This is a genomic window from Luteibacter sp. (genome assembly GCF_036499525.1).
Taxonomy (GTDB): Bacteria; Pseudomonadota; Gammaproteobacteria; order Xanthomonadales; family Rhodanobacteraceae; genus Luteibacter.
In genome coordinates this window covers 25,306-45,808 of record NZ_DASYDO010000027.1, presented here as the reverse complement: position 1 = coordinate 45,808, position 20,503 = coordinate 25,306, and the positions used below count along the sequence as shown (strand labels likewise).

The window sequence follows — 20,503 nt, the reverse complement described above, 5'->3', positions numbered from 1 at the left end:
ATGGTTGCCCGATAAGAAGAAGGCTCCCGAAGGAGCCTTCCCGATCTACCGCTGGTACTGACTCGCCAGCGGCAACATCCAAACGAGCGACTTACTTGCGGCAGTTCGCCGGAACGAACTTCGAACCGATCGTGCCCGTAGCTCCGCCGAGACCCGCGGCGCCGTTGCAATCCCACTGGATCGAGCCCTGCGACGCCGTCGGGGTCAGGATGATCGTCTGCTTGTCAATCGCGGTGTCCTTGATGTTCTTGTACTTCACCGTGATCACGCCTTTGGTGCCGATGTCGACGCTCTCGACGTACGTGCTGGTCGCAGTCTGATAACCAGCTTCGGTAGTGTTCTTCGGCCAATCACCCTTAGCCTGATACGTCTCAGAAACAGCCAGCTTGGCAGCATCAGCCAGCACGAGGCCTTCCGAGACCTTGGCGCGCTTGGTGTAATCCTGGTACTGCGGGATTGCAATGGCGGCCAGGATGGCGATGATCGCGACGACGATCATCAGTTCGATGAGCGTAAAGCCCTTCTGCATGCTCTTCATGGAACAATTCCTCGATTGGTTAGCTAACCGTTGTGTTTGACGCCCCCTGAGCCCTAGCACCGGGACCCCTAGGCTGGCCCGGCTCCCCCCTCGCCAAATGTTGAGGAAAAAACGACCAGGAAGCTCACCGCGGAAGGAAGCATGTTACATGCCACGATCCGGGATGGCTCGCCCTGAACAGCAGGCCAGACGATTTTCCATACCCACGGCGGTTACACAATAGACGTCTTTTCGGGAATGCCGAGCGCGTCACGAAGACCCACTCAAGAGTGACGAGGAGCGTCACTATGTGACGCGAATGGGCACATAAAATTTTGACAATTCAAGTGGATGCGCTGTACCGGCGGGCTATCCAGCACCGCCACAAGGTCATGGCTCCCCACGTCGCAAGGAGGAATTCCAGTCCCCGGTAGGGCACGGCGTAGCGCGGTTCTGCCTGAAGCAGGCAGTACACGGCAGTAGCCATGGCGACGATGGCGGCGGTCCAACGAAGTGCGAACGGAGCTTCTTTCCAGAGCAAGGTGTGAACGACGCCGACCAGCGCGAGCAGGGCAATCAACGGGTTCAACAGGAAGCAAATGCCTGCCCATGCATGGAAAGCGGCGTTGTCTTCAAAGAGAGAGTGGAAAGTGGGGAAGACGTAGATATCTCCCTGGCCCACGGCGACATCCCATCCCCAAAGTAGGGCGGGCTTGCCCGCGTACCAGCGCGCGTACCGTAGGGGATCGGAGGACATGCGCGCTGACATGAGCGCCCAGCCTCCACGCGCATCGGCCTGTATCGCATGCGTTTCCCGAGCGATTTCCGCCATCACGATCTTGGCTGCAGGGTCGCCCAATTGAATGGCGCTGAATGATGCCGTGTGATACTCCGGCCAGGACCCCTGCACGAAGTTGATCGACGCCCTGCCTTCGGCACTGGCGCCGTTGGGCAGCGTCAGATTTCGAGCTATCCAGGTGCCCGATGCAAGCGCGCTGGCCAGCAGAAGTGCAACCCAGAGTGAGCGCCGGGGCACGTCCCGCCACACCATGATGACGGCCAATATCGGCGCCATGGGCAGCAGCACGGCATTTGTCAGCGCGGCCGCCGCGAATGTCAGCCCGGCAACGACAGCCGTGGCGCGGGAATCGCGACGCAAGGCGGTATCCAGAATCCATACCGCGAGCACGATCAGGAACCCCAGCAAGGTTTCGCTCAATACATAGCCCGAGAAGCTGATGAGGTGCGGCCAGAATGCGCAAAGTATTCCCACGGCACACGCCGCACCAAATCCCAGCCAGCGGCGTGCGAGGGAGATGCAAAGGCCGACACTCGCACTGGCAATCACGCACTTAGCAAGGAGAAGAGTGTCGTAAACCTCCTGACCCGTGCCTCGGATAGCCATCAGCACAGCTAAGAATGCCGGGTATCCCGGGTCACGGAAGCTGTCTGGTACGACGTTCGCCGCCATGGGGCGAGCCATGGAAAACGTGCCGTGCTTGAGGAGGTTCCAGGCGTAGCAGAAGTACTGCCAGGCATCTCCACGCAGAGGGCTGTCGACCACCGCGATTCGCACGTAGCTGTATCGAACGGCGAAAGCGGCAAGCACGATAATGGCGAGCACCAACGTGCGCCCGCGACTCATCGAAGAAGTATCAGTACCGGACAAAAGGTTCCCCCGATACCGGTCCAGTCAACCGGCGAATTCCCCAAGCTTAGCCCATGGTGGCCCGGGCTCATGGAGCCGGGACGCTTGCACCCGCGCCAGCCGCCCCGTACCGTGCCCGGCAGACACACCAAGGGAGTCCCTCCGATGAAGCCTCTTCTCGCCGCGCTGGCCCTCGCGCTAGCGGCCGGCCCTGTCCTGGCCGCGGATGCCGACAGCGGCACCCCGCACCCGTTCTCCATCCGCGACCTGGTCATGATGGACCGCGTAAGCGATCCCCAGCTGTCGGCGGACGGCCGCTACGCGCTGTTCTCGGTCCGGGCCACGGACTATGCGGCGAACAAGGGCGTCACCTCGCTCTACGTAATGGACCTCAACAAGCCGCCGCAGCCGGTGATGGTGGTCGAGAAGGGTTCCTCGCCGCGTTGGGCTCCCGACGGCAAGTCGATCTATTACACGGCTGCAAAGGACGGCACGACCCAGGTCTGGCATCGCGCTTTCGACGCCGATGCCTCCGGCAAAGCCCTGTCGCTGAGCGTCCGCACGGGCGACGCGGTGACGACCAGCCCGCTGGACGTCAATGCCTTCAAGCTGTCGCCGGACGGCTCGAAGCTGCTCCTCAGCTATGACGTGTTCACCGATTGTCCCGACCTTGCCTGCACCAAAGAGCGCCTGGACGGCCGCGAGAAGGACAAGTCGAGCGGCACCGTCTACGACAAGCTCTTCGTCCGCCATTGGGACACCTGGGCCGACGGCCGCCGTTCGCAGCTGTACATCGCCGACGCGACGGCGCCTTCCCAGCCTGTCCTGCTGAGCCGCGACATCGACGGCGACGTTCCGAGCAAGCCGTTCGGCGGCGACGACGAATTCTCGTTCTCGCCCGACGGCAAGACGGTCTACTTCGACGTCCGCGTTGCCGGCAAGACGGAGCCCTGGTCGACCAACTTCGATATCTACAGCGTGCCGGCCGACGGTTCGGCGGCTCCGGCAAATCTCACGGCCGAGAACCAGGCATGGGACGCCAACCCGCTGGTATCGCCGGACGGAAAGACGCTTTACTACACGGCCATGAAGGAGCCGGGTTCCGAGGCGGATCGCTTCGGCATCATGGCGCTGGACCTGGCGTCGGGCAGCAAGCGCGAAGTGGCGCCGTCGTGGGATCGCTCCGCCGGCTCCCTGCAGATCTCGCGCGATGGCAAGACGCTCTACACGACCACCGACGACAACGGCCAGCATCCGCTGTTCGCGATCGACGTGGCGACCGGCAAGGCAACGATCCTCGTCACCGACGGTTCGGTGTCCGCCTTCTCCGCCGGCGACAAGAAATTCCTGCTGTCCCGCGACGATCTGAAGCGTCCGGCCGACCTCTATACGGCCGACCTGAAGGGCAAGAGCCTCAAGCAGGTCACGCACTTCAATGCCAAGCGGATCAAGGGCGCACAGACCGGCGACTTCGAGTTCTTTACCTTCAAGGGATGGAACAACGAAACCGTGCAGGGCTACATGGTCAAGCCAGTGGGTTTCAAGCGGGGCAAAACCTACCCCGTGGCCTTCATCATCCACGGCGGCCCGCAGGGCGCGATGACGAACAGCTGGAGCTATCGCTGGAACGCGCAGACGTATGCAGGGCAGGGCTTCGCCGTGGTGACGGTGAACTTCCACGGCTCCACGGGCTACGGCCAGGCCTTCACCGAGTCCATCTCGGGTGACTGGGGTGGCAAGCCGCTGGACGACCTGAAGGCGGGCTGGGATGCGGCGCTGTCGAAGTACAAGTTTCTCGACGGCGATCGCGCCTGCGCACTAGGCGCCAGCTACGGCGGCTACATGGTCTATTGGATGGCGGGCAACTGGAACCAGCCATGGAAGTGCTTCGTAGACCACGACGGCGTCTTTGATGCACGTGCCATGTACTACGACACCGAAGAACTTTGGTTCGAAGAAAAGGAAAACGGCGGCACGCAGTTCGATCACCCGGAGAACTACGAGCGCTTCAACCCGATCAACCACGTGAAGGACTGGCGCGTGCCGATGCTCATCGTGCACAGCGGCAAGGACTTCCGTATTCCTGAAACACAGGGCATGGGTGCATTCACCGCGCTGCAGCGTCGCGGCATTCCGAGCAAGCTCCTGCACTTCCCGGACGAGAACCACTGGGTGCTGAAGCCGCAGAACAGCGTGCAGTGGCATGAAACGGTGAATGCGTGGTTGAAGGAGTGGACGGCTCCTGGGGCCAGGTAATCAATGAAAGGCGGTCCAGGCCGCCTTTCTCTTTGAGACATCCGTCGTGAAAACCATCACGTCGCGAGTCCCCAACGCCGCTAAGAAGCCACTCCCACGACACTAAAATCAATCATGGCGAGCGCCTTCTCCCTCGCCATGATGGCCTGGTCATGATCGAGAAACGCGGTAGCCTGTATGGGCAGGAACTGAAGCGTTTTCAGTCCGATGCTGGTCAGCACCGCCGACAGATACGGTCTGAGGAAATCCGGCTGGTTTGCCCGGTCGCCGGCGAAGATAGCGCCGGACGCGATGCCGACAAACACGGGGCGGTCCCTGATCAGTCCCACCTTTCCTGCCGGCGTCGACTTGAATGTGCGGCCGGCGCGGAGGATGCGATCGATCCATGCCTTGAAGTTCGACGGAACGGTCAGGTTATTCATGGGCGTTCCGATGACAATCACATCGGCCGCCTCGACCTCCTGGATAAGTGCCTCGGAGAGCTCTAGCGAGCCCTCCGGAGGGTTGGCCAGGGTGGCCGGCGACGACAGGGCTGTCGCGTAGTCGGCCGACGCGTGCGGGACGGGATCGGCGCCAAGGTCTCGCCGATGGATCGTCGCGCCTGGAGACATCCCAACAAGCCTTTCCACGATCGCAGCCGAAAGCTTGCGGCTATGCGATTCGGCTCGCGGACTGCAATCGATATGAAGGATGTTCATGCTGAGTCAGATCGATCCTGCCGGTGTGACAGCGGGAAAATCCTTTTCGTGGTCGAAAACGTTGTTGAAGAAGTTCGTCAAGGAGTACATGGCCACCAGGGCGATGATCTCCATGATGTTCGCGTCCGTATAGCCCGCATCGCGGACGGTCTTGAGATCCGCGTCGCTGACCTGGCCTCTCGTTTCAATGACCTTGTGAGCAAACTGGACCGCGGCGTCTCGCTTCGGTTCGGTAGCGTGACCCTTCCGGGCCAGGATGATGTCATCGGCCGATAGTTTGGCCATGTGCTCGGCTGTAAAGCTGTGAACCCCGAGGCAATAGTTGCAGCCATTCACTTCGGATACGGCAAGCCCGATGCTGTCGCGGGTCTTCACGTCAAGTGCTTTGCTCATGGAGCCGAGCAAGGTGGCCCAGGCATTGAACGCCAGGGGGCTTTGCGCAAAAGCGGCCATCATGTTCGGGGTAAAACCGATGTTCTTGGTGAAGGCATCGAGGGTCGGTTTCGAATCGACCGGCACCTGTTCGGGTTTCAACGCGATAGTTCTAGACATTACACTTTTCCTTGATTTAGCGATCGAATGATTGGTTAGACAAAATCCAGCACTTCGGCGATCGGACGACGGGGCTTCTGCGCCCAATTTCCAGGGCGTTCCGCGCCTATGGACAACAACAGGACCGGCACTTCGTCCTTGGTGAGTCCGAATTCACGGTGCACGGCGTCGGCATCGAAACCGATCATCGGCGTCGACCCAAGTCCCAGCGAGCGAGCCGCGTAGATCATGGCCGCGGCGCCAAATGTGGCGGTGCGTACTGCCTCGTCGCGCTGGCGTTGCGGATACGCCATATACAGGTCCCGCGCCGGGATTTCCCACTCGGGCACCATTGTTTCCGGCATGACGCCGGATGCCACCAGGGGGGCAAGGCGATCCGGTATGACGCTGGAATCCGCCAGCTGGCCGCAGACAATGAAGGTAACGGCAGCGTCGGTGATAGCAGGCTGGCTCCACGCGATAGGGCTCAACCGCGCCTTGGCTTCGGGGGTGCGTACGGCGATGAATCGCCAGTTTTGCAAATGAAACGACGTCGGAGCGGTGGTGCCGATACGCACGAGCTCAGTGATCTCGCCGTCGCTCAAAGTGGCGGCGGGGTCGTAATACTTGGCGGCGGTGCGGCTCAGGATGGTGTCGATGACGGCGTTTGTCATGATGATTCCGGTATGGAGAGATCGGGTTGCATGCCCCGGGGATCGGTGGCTGCGTTCGGAGTGGGATCAGTTTCGGCCGAAGCGGCGTGCAGAAGGTCCGGCAGTGGAATCCAATGTTCCACCAGTCGTCCGGAAGGGGGGGGGCTCTTCGGTAAACCTGGGGGCGCAAGAGCGCTAAGGATCGGTCGAACGATCCTCGGCCAGTCCGGGGGGCATGGCGCCTCGGGACAGGGTGCCTATCGCCGCGCTTCGAGCTTCTCGGAAGCAGCGCGGTATTCCGAGGGATCCATGTCAAAGACCTTGCGAAAGGCGCGGGCGAAGCTGCTGCGGCTTTCATATCCCGTATTGCGGACCACTTGTTCGATCGGTACCTGGCCGGTCTGGAGCTGCTCGGCAGCCCGCCGCATTCTCAGGTCGCGTAGGACATTCATCGGCGACTGGCCGACAATATCCGTGAATCGCGCCATGAAGGCCGATCGGCCCAGGTACGCGCTTTCGGCCAATGAATTGACCGTATGCCGTGCACCGGGATTGCTCGCCATTTCCGCGAAGGCCCGGGCGATTTGAGGGTCGCGGAGTAGGGAAAAGCGCTCCACCCACGTGTTGTTGGAGTGTAACGAGCGACGAAGGATATTGACGATGACGAGCTTGAGCAGGGCGGAGCTCATGGCGCCGGAGCCTACCTCCTGGGTGACGAGCTCGCCAATCGCGCTCCTGAGCATCGTGTCCAGTCGATCGACTTCGGAAAACTGTTCCACGATGGGCGTGGTCAGGTTACCGAACAGGTCCACCGCCGAGCCGTAGCAGGCGTCGAAGAATCCGCAGATGAGCATCACTTCGGGATCGCCATCGCCGGCAACGATATAGTTGATCGAGTCCTTCGACACGGCAACCAATGCCCCTTCGACCGTGCGCAGATTTTGCAGCCCACGGTGAAATCCCGCCGCTTCGATGCGGAACGGTGCATGCGGCGGTACGATGACCAGGGTGTGAGGGGTAAGCTCGATCGGCGGACACCCCTTGATCATCAGGTGACCGCTGCCCTGGATGTTGTAGTGGATGCCCGGCGCGTTGATGCCTTCCATCTCCAGGCAATAGCCTTGGCTGACCAGGCATTCCGTAAGGGCGACGAAACTCACCTCGAGACTCCCCAGGAGTCGATTGAGGTCTTGGGGCGAAATTCGTACGGCTGGCTCTTTCAACACTGCGGCACCCAGGAGAAGTCAGCCGGTTGCGGCCATCTGTCACCAATTCTAGGGTCTCATGCCCGTGGCGGACTAGGGGCCTTCGCAGGCTTCCTTCAAGGCTCGCATGTGAGCCATCCGTCCGATGGCGATGTCCACCCTTTCGCCCGGCTGTATCAGTCGTGTCTCGACGTCTGATCCGCGAGCAAGGGTCAGGTGGATAGGGCAACGCTTGGCCACATTCACCAGAGCGTGGACCTGGGCCGGTGTCAAAGGTCCAACAATTTGAATTTCATTAAGAAAACGATCCCTGGATGCTAATGCCGGGCGATCGTGGCTGACGCGTACCATCAGTTGTTCCAACGGCCATTCGCGGTCGGCTGCGTAACTGCGCATCGTCATCAGGGCACATGAACCCAACGCACCACTGAGCAGATCGAAGGGCGTGGGCCCTGAACTCAGGCCGCCCGCGCCAAAAGGTTCGTCAACGATCAAGGTGGACGCTGCCGATCGCACCACGACCTGATACGGACCATACCTTCCCTGGCTCATGCAAACAGACTCGGGTCCCATGTCCGCTAGTTCGGTATTCATGGGGTCATCATAAGAACGGTTTCAGGGTCAAGGGTCCGGCAACTGCGTCCCATCATCCGAAGAAGGGCCAGGACAGGTTAAAACCAGCGGTTGCGTTTCAGCGCTATGAAGATGCCACCCACGATGCACGCCACCAGGCAGGTGATCGCCGGATACGCCCAGGGCTTGTCCAGCTCCGGCATGTGCGCGAAGTTCATGCCGTACCAGCTCGTGATCAAGGTGGGCGCGGCCAGCATGGCCGCCCAGCCGGCAAGCTTCTTCATCACCTCGTTCTGCCCAAAGGTCACCAGGGCAAGGTTCACGCTGATTGCCGCACTCAGCATTTCGCGCATGGCTGAAATGGATTCATTGACGCGGAATACGTGATCGTAGATATCGCGGAAATAAGCGCGCAACTCGTCGTGGATGAGGTGCGGGTGCAGGCGGGTGAGCTGGGCGACCACGTCCTGCAGCGGTACGACTGCCAGGCGTAGGGTCATCAGTTCGCGCTGCATGTCATAGAGGCGCTTGATGGTCTGCCGGTTCAGTGTTTCCGCGAAAATATCGTTCTCGAGGTCGTGCAGCTCTTCCCGGAAATCGCGAACGATCGGCAGGAAGTTGTCGACAATGAAATCCAGCACGGCATAGAGCGCATAGCTGGGACCCATCGCCAGCAACTCAGGCGTCTGCTCGCAGCTGCGGCGGGCCGGCGCATAAGACAACGAAGCGCCGTGGCGCACCGTCACGAAGTAGCGTTGGCCGAGGAAGATCTGGGTTTCGCCGAAGGCGATGTTGCCGCCGATCAGCTGGGCTGTCTGCGCCACGATGAAGAGGGAATCGCCGTACACCTCGATCTTCGTGCGCTGGTGGGCGTGCTGGGCGTCTTCGATGGCCAGGTCGTGCAGGTTGAATTCTTCCTGCAGTTTCATCAACAGCGCCTCGTCCGGCTCGTGCAGGCCCACCCACACGAAGGTGTCGGGTTCCTGCAGTACGTCGCTGATGGCGTCGATGGTGACATCGCCGACGCGTTCGCCATTGGTCCGGTAGGCCACGCAGTTGATGACCATGCCGCTGGCCACGGATGCGGGTGCCGGTTCGTGGACGAGGGGAAGCGAGGCCATGGGGTGTTTCTTATCGGTGTGGGCAACTGCCGGAAGTGTAGGCCCAAGGCCGTGACGATGTATCAGTCGTGACGGCGGCAGAACGTCCAGGTCAGCGCGGCCCAGCAAGGAAGGGCGAACAGGAGCCAGGGAAGGTTCCGCTGGGGGAAGTCGGGCCACAGGTGCAGCAGGAGGGCGATGACACAGGCCGCGAAAGAAATGCCCGTCACCCGCGAGGCCAGCTTGCTCATCGGACGCCCGGCGCGGCGCAGGCGCCAGATGCCTGGCACGATCAGCAGGGCGAACGGCGAGTAGGCCAGCAGGTTGAAGTTGCCCCAGGCGGAACGGTGCAGGGTCAGCGTCCACAACCCGAGCATGAAGAGTCCGGCGACGCCCGCGAACACCGTGAACACCGTGCCCGCCGCGACGAAGACACCGCGCGCCGCACCGCGCCGGGAGATGGCCGGCAAGGCCAGCGGCAGGGCGAATACCAGCCCGGCCAGCAACAGGGGCCAACGCAGGTCCGGCGCTTTCTCGGGAGGCGGCGTCAATCGGGCCGGCACCACCAGTGTTTCTCCGGAGACCAGCGGCTTGCCGTCGATGCTGACCTCACGAAGCTCCGACTCGAGCGCCATCGGCAGGAAGGTTTCCTTCCAGGCGGTCATCGGTTGGTCGGCATACGGGCCGAGACCGAAATCCATGCCGAGCATCAGCCAGGGCTGGTTGCTCATGAGGCGCACGGTCTGCTCGCGGAAGGTCATGCCGCCAGGCTTGTTCACCCATTGGGCGCTGAGGATGCCACCTAGCGCATCGTCCAGTGCATCGCGCACGCGCGTCGTGCAGTTATCCACGTAGTAGTCGTAGTGATAACCGGCGTTTTCCGGGCGTATGTTCCAGAGCAGGAAGCGGCGCAGGCGTTCTTTCTGCTCGTCGTTCAGCGCCAGGCGCTGGCGGCGCACGTAGCGGCCTTCGCCGGCATAGGAATCGACGTCCGATTGCGTGGTTTCCGCATCCATGCGGTAAGCCATGATCCCGCGCGCGAAATTGAGCAGGAAGTCCTTTTGGTCGAAGTCGAATACGCCGTAGTTGAACGCGATGGCCTCGCCGCTGGCCGTGTCGCGCACTTCGAGCGCGTCGTGCCCGAAGCGCTCCCAGTAGATGTCGCCGGGACCGTAGGTCATCAGCGATATCTCGAGGTTGGCAGCCGGTGCGTCGACGATGCCTGCGCGGGTGATGGGCGCAAGGCACAGGGTAAACAGGAAAAGCAGGATTCGGCGCATGGGTGAAGCATTTATCCTTGTGGGGCTTAGCTGGAGGCGTTGGCGTCGGTCACATGGAACTGCTGCACCCGGCGGTCGTCGGCTTCGGTAACGCGGAACACGAAGTTCCCCACGGCGATCTCTTCGCCCGCTGCCGGCAGGTGGCCGAACTCGGACGTGATCATGCCGCCTACCGTATCGAACTCTTCGTCGGAGAAGCGCGCACCGGCGACCTCGTTGAAGTCCGCGATGGGTGCGAGTGCGCTGACCGCGAAGCCGCCCTCGTCCAGCGGCTGCACCAGTACGGGATCTTCCTCGTCGTCGTGCTCGTCGTCGATCTCGCCGACGATCTGCTCCAGCACGTCCTCGATGGTGATGAGGCCGGCCACGCCGCCGTACTCGTCCACCACCATCGCCATGTGGTTGCGCGTGAGGCGGAACTCGGCGAGCAAGACGTTGAGGCGCATCGACTCTGGAATCAGCACGGCCGGGCGGAGCAGGGCGCGCACGTCGCAACCTTCGCTCTGGCCGAAATACTTCAGCAGGTCTTTCGCCAGCAGGATGCCGAGAATTTCGTCCTTGTCCTCGCCGTGCACGGGAAAGCGGGAGTGCCCGGATTCGACCACGGCGGCAAGGATGTCGGGCAGCGGCGCGTCGACGGGAAGGCTGACGATCTGCGCGCGAGGCACCATGACGTCGTCCACGCTGAGTTCGGTGACCTTGATCGCACCCTCGACCATGGTCAGGGTGTCGTTCGAGAGCAGGCCGTTAGCCTGGGCGGTGCGCAACTCCTCGATCAATTCACCGCGGTTGCGTGGCTCGCCGGAAAACAGATGGCCCAGTCGGTCCCACCACGATCGGTGGGCGGGGCCATGGGTACTATCAGGGTCCGCGTTCATTACTCTTTGAGGTTCTGCCCGATGGGGCGGAAGAGGCAGTCTACTGGAATTCGTGTGACGGTTCAGGTCGGCACTGTGGCGATGCAGGCTGGCCTCAGGCCAGATAAGGATCGGCGATGCCCAGGCCAGCCAGGATACGGGTTTCCAGCGCCTCCATCGCCTCGGCTTCCGCCTCCTCGATGTGGTCGTAGCCCAGCAGGTGCAGCGTGCCGTGGATGGTCATGTGGGCCCAGTGGGCAGCCGGCTTCTTGCCCTGTTCGGCGGCCTCGCGGGTCACCACGGGGGCGCAGATCACCAGATCGCCGATCAGCGGCAGGTCTACCCCCGGCGGCAGTTCGGCGGGGAAGGAAAGCACATTGGTGGCATAGTCGCGCCCGCGGTACTGCAGGTTCAGCGCCTGGCCTTCACCGACGTCGACGATGCGGATGGCCACCTCGGTGGCCTTGCGCCGGCGCGCGCCCTTGAGCGCCGCCTCCACCCAGCGGCGGAACGTGGCCGCGGCGGGCACGCCCTTGCGCGACGCGGCGTAGCCCACCGCGACCTCCACGTGGCTCACCGTTCTTCGTCCTGCTTCTGCTCGAAGGCCTCGTAGGCGCGAACGATCTTCGCCACCAGGGGGTGGCGCACCACGTCGCGCGAAGTGAAGAAGGTGAAGCTGATGCCGTCCACGCCACGCAGTACCTCGACGGCGTGACGCAGGCCGGAACGGACATGGCGCGGAAGGTCCACCTGGGACACGTCGCCGGTGATCACCGCCACCGAGCCGAAGCCGATGCGGGTAAGGAACATCTTCATCTGCTCGACGGTGGTGTTCTGCGCTTCGTCGAGGATCACGTAAGCATCATTGAGCGTGCGCCCGCGCATGTAAGCCAGCGGGGCAATCTCGATCACGTTGCGCTCGATCAGCTTCGACACCTTCTCGAAGCCCACCATCTCGTACAACGCGTCGTACAGGGGGCGCAGGTACGGATCGATCTTCTGGCTCAGGTCGCCCGGAAGGAAGCCGAGCTTCTCGCCCGCTTCCACGGCAGGACGTACCAGCAGCACGCGCTGCACGCGATTGGCTTCCAGTGCCTCGACCGCGCTGGCCACGGCAAGGTACGTCTTGCCGGTGCCGGCCGGCCCGACACCGAAGTTGATGTCGTGCGTGGTGATTGCATGGAGATAACGCGCCTGATTGGGGCCGCGGCCCTTGATCACGCCGCGCTTCACCTTGATGACCACGTCCTGCGCCGACTCGGCCGCCTGCTCGTTGAGCGCGTCGATGCCGGATTCGGCCAGATGCAGGTTGATCGACTGGCCGGTGAGGGTCTCTTTCCCGGTGGCCGCGTAGAGTGCACGCAGTACCTGCTCGCCGGCCTTGGCCGAGGCTTCCTCGCCGATCACGCGGAAGAGGCTGCCGCGATGGTCGATCTCGATGCCCAGGCGCAACTCGATCTGGCGGATGTGCTCGTCCAGCGGTCCGCAGAGGTTGGCGAGTCGGGTGTTGTCTTCCGGGTCGAGGGCGAAGTCACGCTGGGAGAGTTGGGTCATGGCATTCACGAGGCGAGCGCGACCTCGGCGTCCAGGTGGACGCGACCGCGCAGCGAGTTGGACATCGCCTCGGTGATCGTGACGTCCACGAATTGGCCGATCATCCGCGGATGCCCGGGAAAGTTCACGTAGCGCATGTTCTCGGTGCGTCCGGTCATTTCGTTGGGGTTCTTCCGGCTGGGCTTCTCGACCAGCACGCGCTGCACGCTACCGACCATCGCCTGGTTGATCTTGCGTGCGTTCTCGTTGATCGCCGCCTGCAACCGAGCCAGGCGCGCATGCTTCACGTCGGCCGGGGTGTCGTCGGCGAGGTTGGCTGCCGGCGTGCCGGGGCGGGACGAGAAGATGAAGGAGAAGCTCTGGTCGAAGCCGACGTCGTCGATCAGCTTCATGGTCTTCTCGAAGTCGTCCTCGGTTTCGCCAGGGAAACCCACGATGAAGTCCGAGGAAACGCAGATATCCGGACGCACGGCGCGCAGCTTGCGGATGCGCTGCTTGAACTCCAGTGCCGTGTACCCGCGCTTCATCGCTGCGAGGATGCGGTCGGAGCCGGCCTGCACGGGCAGGTGCAGGTAGTTCGCCAGTTGCGGCACGTTGGCATACGCCTCGATCAGCGAGTCGGAGAACTCCAGCGGATGCGAGGTGGTGAAGCGGATGCGGCCGATGCCGTCGATCTGCGCGATGGCGTGGATAAGCACGGCAAGGTCGGCCGTGTCGCCATCGTGCATGGGGCCCCGGTAGGCATTCACGTTCTGGCCGAGCAGGTTGACCTCGCGCACGCCTTGCCCGGCGAGCTGGGCCACCTCGACGATCACGTCGTCGAAGGGGCGGCTGATCTCTTCGCCGCGGGTGTAGGGCACCACGCAGTAGGAACAGTACTTCGAGCAGCCTTCCATGATGGAGACGAAGGCGGTGGGGCCTTCCGCGCGCGGTTCCGGCAGGCGGTCGAACTTCTCGATCTCCGGGAAGCTGATGTCCACCTGCGCCTTGCCGCTGGCGCGCTGCGCCTCGATCATCTGGGGCAGGCGGTGCAGGGTCTGCGGACCGAACACCAGGTCGACGTAAGGCGCGCGCTTGAGGATGGCGTCGCCTTCCTGCGAGGCCACGCAACCGCCCACGCCGATCAGCACCGGCTTGCCGCCCCGCTTGTGCGCCTTCCAGCGACCGAGTTGGCTGAAGACCTTTTCCTGGGCCTTTTCGCGGATGGAGCAGGTATTGACCAGGATCACGTCGGCTTCGGCCTCGTCCTGGGTCAATTCCAGCCCGTGCGACGCCCGCAGCACGTCGGCCATCTTGGCCGAGTCGTACTCGTTCATCTGGCAGCCGTGGGTCTTGATGAAAAGCTTGCCGCTCATGGGCCTGGGTACCGTGGTTTCGTAAGGGTCGACCGAACCGCGCAGTTTACGCCGGGCCCCGGCCCCGCGCCACATGCCCGCCACGGATCAATGACTTGCGTGAACCTGGTCACGTAACCAACCCTTGGCAGGGGGAGGGGGCTCGGGCACACTCGCGCCCATGGTCCAAGACGCGACGCCGGGGGAAAGCGCCGGCCATCACGCCCGCAATTTCCTGTCTTTCCGCACGGTCCTTCGCAGGGCCGCGATCGGTTGCGTCCTGCTGCTCGGACTGGCCGTGGGGCCGGCCTTCGCGGGTTCGCTGTACCGATGCATCGGTGGCACGGGAGAAACCGTGTTTTCCAGCAGTACAGCGGGCTACAAGGACTGCAAGCGGATCGGCAGCACGCCGAACCTGCGGGCGGCGCGGGCACCCTCCCGTCCGAAGGACGCCGCTGGGTCGGTACCGGTCGGTCGGACGAACGTCGCCGCCGGGTCCGTCCCCGGCACGCCGTCGCTGCGTGGTGTCGTGGGTTCGGTGGTAACCGCATCTTCGACGGCAGCGTCGCTGGCCGGGGTGACCGGCTCGGTGATCGGCGGCCCCACGGAAGGCGAGGCGCTGCCCCCGGTGACGGCACCCAAGGGCAGCTGGGACTATCGGGAATCCTCGTCGCAGGATCTTACGGCGGCCGCGGCGCCTGTCGCGCCCAAGGGATCCCGCGTGCTGCGCGGTGCCGTCTACCGGATCACCCGGCCCGATGGCGGCGTGGAGTACACCAACATTGCGCCGGGCGGCGCGGCGAAGGGGCAGAGCATCAAGATGCTCTTTACCTATATCGCCACCTGCGCGGCGTGCGATGTGCATTCGAAGATCGACTGGAACAGCGTGGCGCTGAACCTCACTTCGTACGGCGACGTCATTCGCGCCGCGAGCGGCGAGTTCGGGGTGGACGAGGCGCTGCTGCGCGCGGTGATCCACGCCGAGAGCGCCTTCAATCCGCGCGCGCTGTCGGTCGCTGGTGCCCAGGGCCTGATGCAGCTGATCCCCGGCACGGCGCGCGACATGGGCGTGCTCGACGCCTTCGACGCCGGGCAGAACATCCGCGGTGGCGCGCGTTACCTGGCCTTGCTGCTGAGGAACTTCAACGGCAACGAGCGGCTGGCCGCGGCGGCGTACAACGCGGGACCTGGCGCGGTGCAGAAGTACAACGGCGTGCCGCCGTACGACGAAACGCAGGTTTACGTGGAGCGCGTTGGCGTGCTGCGCAAGCGTTATGCGGAAACGCTGAAGCAGCACGCAGGCACCGCCTCCCCCCTTGTAGGAGCGCGCCTTGCGCGCGACATGTTTTGAAGCCGGGCCTAAAAGCTGGCGCGCTAACCCGGAACTGGGTCGAAAGGCTGGCGTACCCGACGCGGGCATAAACGCGCAGGGCGCGCTCCTACGGCTGACGCAGGGCCTGCATCGGCGCGCTCGGCGGCCGCTGGGTGGGCGTGATGGTGGCGGTGAAGGGCGCGCCATAGCGAAGCCCCGAGATCTGCACCGGAACACCGGGCTTCAACGTGGCTTCGTGCCGGCGCAGGTCGGACGTATCGAGGATGTCTTCGTCGCCAAGGCGCAGCAGCACGTCGCGTTGGCGGATGCCCGCGAGCGCGGCCGGGCCGCCGGGCGACACCTCGTTGACGACCACGCCGCGCGCCGCCGAAGGAAGTCCGCTATCGGCCGACACGGGCACCGCGCCATAGTCCGCGCCGATCCAGCCGCGCACCACATGGCCCGTCTGCACGATCTGGTCGAGCACGTCGCGCGCGCTCTGCACCGGAATGGCGAAGCCGATGCCCTCGGCGCCCACGGCCTGGCCGATCAGCGAGGTGTTGATCCCCACCAGTTCGCCATGCGCATTGACCAGCGCGCCGCCCGAGTTGCCGAAGTTGATCGCGGCATCCGTCTGGATGAAATTCTCGAGGCTGGACAAGTTCAACTGCCGCCCGATGGCGCTGACGATGCCCATGGTCACGGTTTGACCGATGCCGAAGGGATTGCCGATGGCCAGCACCACGTCGCCCACGCGAGGGCGGCTGTCCGCGTCGGTCATGTGGATGGCGGGCAGGTTGCCGGCGTCCACCTTGAGCACGGCCAGGTCGGTCTCGTCGTCAGAGCCCACCACGCGTGCGCTCGCCACGCGGCCGTCGTAGAGCAGCAGCTGGATATCGTCGGCGTTGGCGATGACGTGGTTGTTGGTCAAGACATAACCATCGTCGCTGACGATCACGCCGGAGCCGAGGTTCTGCTGGCGCCGCGTACGCGCGGGGCCGGTGGGTACGCTGAAGATGCGCTGGAGTACGGGATCCGAGTAAAGCTCGCGCGGCTGCTCGGTGACCAGCTTGTTGGCGTAGATATTTACGACCGACGGCGCCGCCTGGGCAACGGCATCGGCATAGGAAGCAGGCCCCGATCCCAGGCCGGGCACGGGCGCTGTCGCTTCATGAGGCGCCTCGGCGCCGCCGAATCGCTGCCTGAGGAAAGCGCCGCTGCCCGGCCAGAACAGGCCGACGACGAAGGCGACGGCGAGGCCGAGCACCACGAAGCGGGCAACGAAGGCGAGCGTGCGAGCGGCGTGTTTCATGTAAAGAGCGAAAAGTCCTGTCGTCGTCGCGTCGCCGGGCCCACGAAAGCGCGAACCCTTGCGCCGTATCTGGACGGTTCCGTGGCAGTCTCGTGCCGCGCAGGGCAACGGACTGTATTCAGTTTATTGTACGTGGCTGGTGCTGACGTTACACTGACGCGATTTGCGGAAGCCGATTTCCGATTAAGAGCCGGCGATGGGGTCCGCATTCTCAATGGCATAAGTTCCGGAGAGCCTGATGGCGAACGAAGTCGTCGATCACGGGCGCCGTCGCTTCCTAACCGTTACGACAGCAGTTGTCGGCGGGGCGGGAGTGGTCGCGGCGGTCGTGCCCTTCATCAAGTCGTGGGAACCGAGCGCAAGGGCAAAGGCAGCAGGGGCGCCTGTCACGGTCGATATCAGTGCCATCGAGGCCGGCCAGAAGGTTACCTTCGCGTGGCGCAGCCTTCCGGTGTTCGTCGTGAACCGCACAAAGGACCAGCTGGCGCAGCTGAAGGGCCTCGAGCCCCGATTGCTCGACCCGTCGTCGTCCGACGCCGGCCAGCAGCCGAAGTACGCGATCAACGAAACCCGCTCGATCAAGCCCGAGTGGCTGGTCGTCGTCGGCCTGTGCACTCATCTTGGCTGCGTGCCGGACTTCGTGCCCGACATCAAGCCGGAACCGTTCGACGCCAACTGGAAGGGTGGCTTCTACTGCCCCTGCCATAAGTCACGGTACGACCTGTCGGGCCGTGTCTTCAGCGGTGTGCCTGCGCCGAAGAACCTGCCGGTACCGCCGTACCACTTCGTCGACGACACGCACATCCAAATTGGCGTCGACCCGAAGGAGGCAGGCTGATGGCTAACGTCTTTACCCGCATCGGCGACTGGGTCAACGAGCGCGCGCCGAACATGGCGCCGATGTACCGGAAGCACATGACGGAGTACTTCGCACCGAAGAACTTCAACCTCTGGTACTACTTCGGCTCGCTGGCGCTCCTGGTCCTGGCCAACCAGATCGTGACCGGCATCTTCCTCACCATGAACTACAAGACGAGTGCGCTGGAGGCATTCAGTTCCGTCGAGTACATCATGCGCGACGTGGAGTGGGGCTGGCTGATCCGCTACATGCACTCCACGGGAGCGTCGCTGTTCTTCGTGGTGGTGTTCCTGCACATGTTCCGCGGGATCATGTACGGCTCGTTCAAGCGTCCGCGCGAGCTGGTGTGGATCCTCGGCATGCTGATCTTCCTGGTGCTGATGGCCGAGGCCTTCATGGGCTACGTGCTGCCCTGGGGCAACATGTCGTTCTGGGGCGCCAAGGTGATCATCTCGCTGTTCGGCACCATCCCCTACATCGGCGGTTCGCTGGTGGAGTGGATCATGGGCGACTTCCTGCCTGCCGACGCCACGCTCAACCGCTTCTTCGCGCTGCACGTGATCGCGCTGCCCCTCGTTCTCCTGCTCCTGGTGGTGCTGCACATCGCGGCGCTGCACGAGGTGGGCTCGAACAATCCGGACGGCGTGGACGTGAAGCACGGGCCGAAGGGCAACCGCTGGAATGCGGACAAGCCGAAGGACGCCATTCCGTTCCACCCGTACTACACGGTGAAGGATCTGGTGGGCGTCGGCTTCTTCCTCACTATCGCCGCCTTCATCATCTTCTTCGCCCCGACCTTCGGTGGCTGGTTCCTCGAGCACGACAATTTCACCCCGGCGAACAACCTCGTCACGCCGAGCCACATCAAGCCGTCGTGGTACTTCACCCCGTTCTACGCGATCCTGCGCATGATTCCGTCCTTCTTCGGCACGGCGATCTGGGGCGTCATCGGCATGTTCGGTGCCATCCTGCTGCTGGCGCTGCTGCCATGGATCGACAAGGGCGAGGTCCGATCGGTTCGCTATCGCGGCTTCGGCTTCCGCATCGCCCTTGGCGTGCTGGTGGTCACCTTCCTGGCCCTGGGCCTGGTGGGCGCCGGCGTCACGGCCGAGGTCATCCCCGAATGGTTCCCGCACGCCGACGTCACCACCTGGGAGAACGCCTTCGGCCGTCTCATGGTGCTGGGGTACTTCGGGTTCTTCGTATTCGTATGGGTCTACACGCGCTTTGGTTTCGAAAAGACCAAGCCGGTTCCGGAACGGGTGACGATGCATGATTAAGCGCTCTATCTACTCCATCGCCCTGGCGCTGGGCCTTGCGTTCGCCACCATTCCGGCCCTGGCGGCCGAAGGCGAAGGCCTGGCTCCGGCCGGCACCAACATCCGCGACCAGGCGTCGCTGCAGCGTGGCGCGAAGCTGTTCTTCAACTACTGCGTCGGCTGCCACTCGCTGAAGTACATGCGGTATTCGCGCATCGCCACCGACCTCGGCCTGTCCGAGGAAGAGGTGATGACGAACCTCAACTTCACGGGTGCCAAGTTCGGCGAGCCGGTCATCTCGCACATGCCGGCGGAAGGTGCCAAGAGCTGGTTCGGCAAGGATCCTCCGGATCTTTCGCTGGAAGCCCGTGCCAAGGGCGTGGACTTCATCTTCAATTACCTCAACTCGTTCTACCTCGACCCGACCCGTCCGGTGGGTTGGAACAACACGGTGTTCCCTAACGCCTCCATGCCCAACCCGCTGTGGGAGCTCCAGGGCCTGCAGACGGCCGTGCACGGCGAGGCGGCTCCCGGCGGGGAAGCCGCGGTGGAGAGGCTCGAGGTCACCACCCCTGGCCGGATGACGCCGGAGCAGTTCCGGGGCGCTACCCGCGACCTGGCAACCTTCCTCGAGTACGCCGCGGAGCCGGCCGCCCTCGAGCGCCAGTCGATCGGCGTCTGGGTCATCCTGTTTCTGGCCGGCCTGACCTTCCTCCTGTACCTTCTGAAGCATGAGTACTGGAAGGACGTCCACGAGAGTCATTGATTGACGTCCCGACGGGGCGGCCCGGCGGCCGCCCCGTTATTGTCGAGGCAGCAGGGAGAGAGATCGAAAGCATGGTCCAGAACCCACGTTCGCGGTCGGCTCTGATGCTCTACACCAGTGCCGACGACATCCATTGCCACCGCACGCGCCTCGTGCTGGCCGCCAAGGGCGTCGCTTACGACCGGATCATCCTCAAAACCGACCAGCCCACGCCGGACCTGCTCGAGCTGAATCCCTACGGCACGCTGCCGACCCTGGTCGACCGTGACCTGACGCTCTACGACCCGGGCGTGATCGTCGAGTACCTCGACGAGCGTTACCCGCACCCACCCCTGATGCCGATCGACCCGTTGTCCCGGGCCCGTCTCCGCCTGGCGACCTGGCGGATCGAGAACGACTGGCTGTCCGAGATTGAGATCATCCGGGAGGGCGGCAAGGCCGCCGAGGCGGCTCGGAAACGCTTGCGTGAGCACCTGCTGGTGTCCGTGCCCCTGTTCCGGGCCTCGCGCTTCTTCCTCAATCCGGAAATGAGCCTGATCGACTGCCTGGTGGCCCCCGTGGTGTGGCGCCTGCCGCACCTGGGCGTGGACCTGGGTAAGGACGGCAAGCCCATCGTCGACTACGGCGAGCGGCTGTTCCACAGTCAGGGCTTCGCCCGGAGCCTCACGCCGGAAGAGCGCGACATGCGCCCGGACTTCAATTTCGCTCCCGGTTAGCCCCCGGCCGCCCCTATCCCTTAAACTCTCCTCTTGGCGTTGCCCGAGGAAAGACCATGGATACCAACGAAAG

The 20,503-nt window shown here is 63.5% G+C and carries 20 protein-coding genes; 6 read left to right on the top strand and 14 right to left on the bottom strand.

Annotation, left to right across the window (positions count from 1 at the left end; genetic code table 11):
• Positions 1 to 91: 91 nt before the first annotated feature.
• Together VGM71_RS05715 and VGM71_RS05710 are read right to left on the bottom strand one after the other, a co-directional pair.
• The gene (locus VGM71_RS05715; RefSeq protein WP_331542889.1) at positions 92 to 538 is read right to left on the bottom strand and encodes a pilin; all 447 of its coding nucleotides are present in this window, start codon (positions 536 to 538) and stop codon (positions 92 to 94) included.
• 322 nt (positions 539 to 860) lie between these two features.
• Positions 861 to 2,141: a hypothetical protein gene (locus VGM71_RS05710; RefSeq protein ID WP_331542887.1), complete on the bottom strand. Its 1,281-nt coding sequence runs from the start codon at positions 2,139 to 2,141 to the stop codon at positions 861 to 863.
• Between the two features lie 189 nt (positions 2,142 to 2,330).
• On the opposite strand from VGM71_RS05710, the gene VGM71_RS05705 reads away from it, so the two are divergent.
• Positions 2,331 to 4,421 carry a S9 family peptidase gene (locus tag VGM71_RS05705; RefSeq protein WP_331542885.1) on the top strand — a complete coding sequence of 697 codons (2,091 nt, stop codon included), beginning with the start codon at positions 2,331 to 2,333 and terminating at the stop codon, positions 4,419 to 4,421.
• Between the two features lie 80 nt (positions 4,422 to 4,501).
• Here VGM71_RS05705 and VGM71_RS05700 read toward each other — a convergent pair whose 3' ends face one another.
• The 11 genes from VGM71_RS05700 to miaB form a co-directional block, all read right to left on the bottom strand.
• Complete coding sequence (locus VGM71_RS05700; protein ID WP_331542883.1) at positions 4,502 to 5,119, bottom strand: FMN-dependent NADH-azoreductase; 618 nt, start codon at positions 5,117 to 5,119, stop codon at positions 4,502 to 4,504.
• Between the two features lie 6 nt (positions 5,120 to 5,125).
• Positions 5,126 to 5,671 carry a carboxymuconolactone decarboxylase family protein gene (locus VGM71_RS05695; protein ID WP_331542881.1) on the bottom strand — a complete coding sequence of 182 codons (546 nt, stop codon included), beginning with the start codon at positions 5,669 to 5,671 and terminating at the stop codon, positions 5,126 to 5,128.
• Between the two features lie 35 nt (positions 5,672 to 5,706).
• A complete protein-coding gene (locus VGM71_RS05690) occupies positions 5,707 to 6,324 on the bottom strand; it encodes a nitroreductase family protein (protein WP_331542879.1) in 618 nt (205 codons plus the stop codon).
• 236 nt (positions 6,325 to 6,560) lie between these two features.
• A complete protein-coding gene (locus VGM71_RS05685; RefSeq protein WP_331542877.1) occupies positions 6,561 to 7,529 on the bottom strand; it encodes a helix-turn-helix transcriptional regulator in 969 nt (322 codons plus the stop codon).
• Positions 7,530 to 7,601: 72 nt separating this feature from the next.
• On the bottom strand, positions 7,602 to 8,102 hold the full coding sequence (locus tag VGM71_RS05680; RefSeq protein WP_331542875.1) for an OsmC family protein: 501 nt from the start codon (positions 8,100 to 8,102) through the stop codon (positions 7,602 to 7,604).
• Between the two features lie 77 nt (positions 8,103 to 8,179).
• Complete coding sequence (locus VGM71_RS05675; RefSeq protein WP_331542873.1) at positions 8,180 to 9,202, bottom strand: magnesium and cobalt transport protein CorA; 1,023 nt, start codon at positions 9,200 to 9,202, stop codon at positions 8,180 to 8,182.
• Positions 9,203 to 9,264: 62 nt separating this feature from the next.
• Positions 9,265 to 10,461 carry a DUF4105 domain-containing protein gene (locus VGM71_RS05670; protein WP_331542871.1) on the bottom strand — a complete coding sequence of 399 codons (1,197 nt, stop codon included), beginning with the start codon at positions 10,459 to 10,461 and terminating at the stop codon, positions 9,265 to 9,267.
• 26 nt (positions 10,462 to 10,487) lie between these two features.
• Positions 10,488 to 11,339 carry an HlyC/CorC family transporter gene (locus tag VGM71_RS05665; RefSeq protein WP_331542869.1) on the bottom strand — a complete coding sequence of 284 codons (852 nt, stop codon included), beginning with the start codon at positions 11,337 to 11,339 and terminating at the stop codon, positions 10,488 to 10,490.
• A 94-nt stretch (positions 11,340 to 11,433) separates the two neighbouring features.
• A complete protein-coding gene (gene ybeY / locus VGM71_RS05660; protein WP_331542867.1) occupies positions 11,434 to 11,895 on the bottom strand; it encodes an rRNA maturation RNase YbeY in 462 nt (153 codons plus the stop codon).
• A complete protein-coding gene (locus VGM71_RS05655; RefSeq protein ID WP_331542865.1) occupies positions 11,892 to 12,872 on the bottom strand; it encodes a PhoH family protein in 981 nt (326 codons plus the stop codon). The genes ybeY and VGM71_RS05655 overlap by 4 nt, the downstream gene beginning before the upstream one ends.
• A gap of 5 nt (positions 12,873 to 12,877) precedes the next feature.
• Positions 12,878 to 14,227 (bottom strand): tRNA (N6-isopentenyl adenosine(37)-C2)-methylthiotransferase MiaB, encoded by a 1,350-nt coding sequence (miaB, locus tag VGM71_RS05650; RefSeq protein WP_331542863.1) that lies wholly within the window; start codon positions 14,225 to 14,227, stop codon positions 12,878 to 12,880.
• A gap of 160 nt (positions 14,228 to 14,387) precedes the next feature.
• Between miaB and VGM71_RS05645 the strand changes: the two genes are divergently transcribed.
• Positions 14,388 to 15,557 (top strand): lytic transglycosylase domain-containing protein, encoded by a 1,170-nt coding sequence (locus tag VGM71_RS05645; RefSeq protein WP_331542861.1) that lies wholly within the window; start codon positions 14,388 to 14,390, stop codon positions 15,555 to 15,557.
• An 88-nt stretch (positions 15,558 to 15,645) separates the two neighbouring features.
• Here the strand turns inward: VGM71_RS05645 and VGM71_RS05640 are convergent, their stop codons facing one another.
• Positions 15,646 to 16,830: a S1C family serine protease gene (locus VGM71_RS05640; RefSeq protein ID WP_331542859.1), complete on the bottom strand. Its 1,185-nt coding sequence runs from the start codon at positions 16,828 to 16,830 to the stop codon at positions 15,646 to 15,648.
• Between the two features lie 238 nt (positions 16,831 to 17,068).
• Here VGM71_RS05640 and petA point away from each other — a divergent pair, with 238 nt between their 5' ends.
• The 4 genes from petA to VGM71_RS05620 all read left to right on the top strand — a co-directional run bounded on the left by petA (position 17,069) and on the right by VGM71_RS05620 (position 20,430).
• Positions 17,069 to 17,668 carry a ubiquinol-cytochrome c reductase iron-sulfur subunit gene (gene petA / locus VGM71_RS05635; protein WP_331542857.1) on the top strand — a complete coding sequence of 200 codons (600 nt, stop codon included), beginning with the start codon at positions 17,069 to 17,071 and terminating at the stop codon, positions 17,666 to 17,668.
• On the top strand, positions 17,668 to 18,969 hold the full coding sequence (locus VGM71_RS05630; RefSeq protein ID WP_331542855.1) for a cytochrome bc complex cytochrome b subunit: 1,302 nt from the start codon (positions 17,668 to 17,670) through the stop codon (positions 18,967 to 18,969). Before petA ends, VGM71_RS05630 begins: the two co-directional genes overlap by 1 nt.
• Entirely contained in the window at positions 18,962 to 19,714 is a 753-nt protein-coding gene (locus VGM71_RS05625; protein WP_414675093.1) for a cytochrome c1, read from the top strand. The genes VGM71_RS05630 and VGM71_RS05625 overlap by 8 nt, the downstream gene beginning before the upstream one ends.
• Before the next feature lie 71 nt (positions 19,715 to 19,785).
• Positions 19,786 to 20,430 (top strand): glutathione S-transferase N-terminal domain-containing protein, encoded by a 645-nt coding sequence (locus VGM71_RS05620; RefSeq protein ID WP_331542853.1) that lies wholly within the window; start codon positions 19,786 to 19,788, stop codon positions 20,428 to 20,430.
• Positions 20,431 to 20,503 lie beyond the last annotated feature (73 nt).

What these genes read in the sequence shown, in the direction of transcription:
- VGM71_RS05715 (WP_331542889.1), bottom strand. Translation starts at nt 538, where the DNA reads ATGAAGAGCATGCAGAAGGGCTTTACGCTCATCGAACTGATGATCGTC.
- VGM71_RS05705 (WP_331542885.1), top strand. Translation starts at nt 2,331, where the DNA reads ATGAAGCCTCTTCTCGCCGCGCTGGCCCTCGCGCTAGCGGCCGGCCCT.
- VGM71_RS05700 (WP_331542883.1), bottom strand. Translation starts at nt 5,119, where the DNA reads ATGAACATCCTTCATATCGATTGCAGTCCGCGAGCCGAATCGCATAGC.
- VGM71_RS05695 (WP_331542881.1), bottom strand. Translation starts at nt 5,671, where the DNA reads ATGTCTAGAACTATCGCGTTGAAACCCGAACAGGTGCCGGTCGATTCG.
- VGM71_RS05690 (WP_331542879.1), bottom strand. Translation starts at nt 6,324, where the DNA reads ATGACAAACGCCGTCATCGACACCATCCTGAGCCGCACCGCCGCCAAG.
- VGM71_RS05680 (WP_331542875.1), bottom strand. Translation starts at nt 8,102, where the DNA reads ATGAATACCGAACTAGCGGACATGGGACCCGAGTCTGTTTGCATGAGC.
- VGM71_RS05675 (WP_331542873.1), bottom strand. Translation starts at nt 9,202, where the DNA reads ATGGCCTCGCTTCCCCTCGTCCACGAACCGGCACCCGCATCCGTGGCC.
- VGM71_RS05670 (WP_331542871.1), bottom strand. Translation starts at nt 10,461, where the DNA reads ATGCGCCGAATCCTGCTTTTCCTGTTTACCCTGTGCCTTGCGCCCATC.
- VGM71_RS05665 (WP_331542869.1), bottom strand. Translation starts at nt 11,339, where the DNA reads ATGAACGCGGACCCTGATAGTACCCATGGCCCCGCCCACCGATCGTGG.
- VGM71_RS05655 (WP_331542865.1), bottom strand. Translation starts at nt 12,872, where the DNA reads ATGACCCAACTCTCCCAGCGTGACTTCGCCCTCGACCCGGAAGACAAC.
- miaB (WP_331542863.1), bottom strand. Translation starts at nt 14,227, where the DNA reads ATGAGCGGCAAGCTTTTCATCAAGACCCACGGCTGCCAGATGAACGAG.
- VGM71_RS05645 (WP_331542861.1), top strand. Translation starts at nt 14,388, where the DNA reads ATGGTCCAAGACGCGACGCCGGGGGAAAGCGCCGGCCATCACGCCCGC.
- VGM71_RS05640 (WP_331542859.1), bottom strand. Translation starts at nt 16,830, where the DNA reads ATGAAACACGCCGCTCGCACGCTCGCCTTCGTTGCCCGCTTCGTGGTG.
- petA (WP_331542857.1), top strand. Translation starts at nt 17,069, where the DNA reads ATGGCGAACGAAGTCGTCGATCACGGGCGCCGTCGCTTCCTAACCGTT.
- VGM71_RS05630 (WP_331542855.1), top strand. Translation starts at nt 17,668, where the DNA reads ATGGCTAACGTCTTTACCCGCATCGGCGACTGGGTCAACGAGCGCGCG.
- VGM71_RS05625 (WP_414675093.1), top strand. Translation starts at nt 18,962, where the DNA reads ATGATTAAGCGCTCTATCTACTCCATCGCCCTGGCGCTGGGCCTTGCG.
- VGM71_RS05620 (WP_331542853.1), top strand. Translation starts at nt 19,786, where the DNA reads ATGGTCCAGAACCCACGTTCGCGGTCGGCTCTGATGCTCTACACCAGT.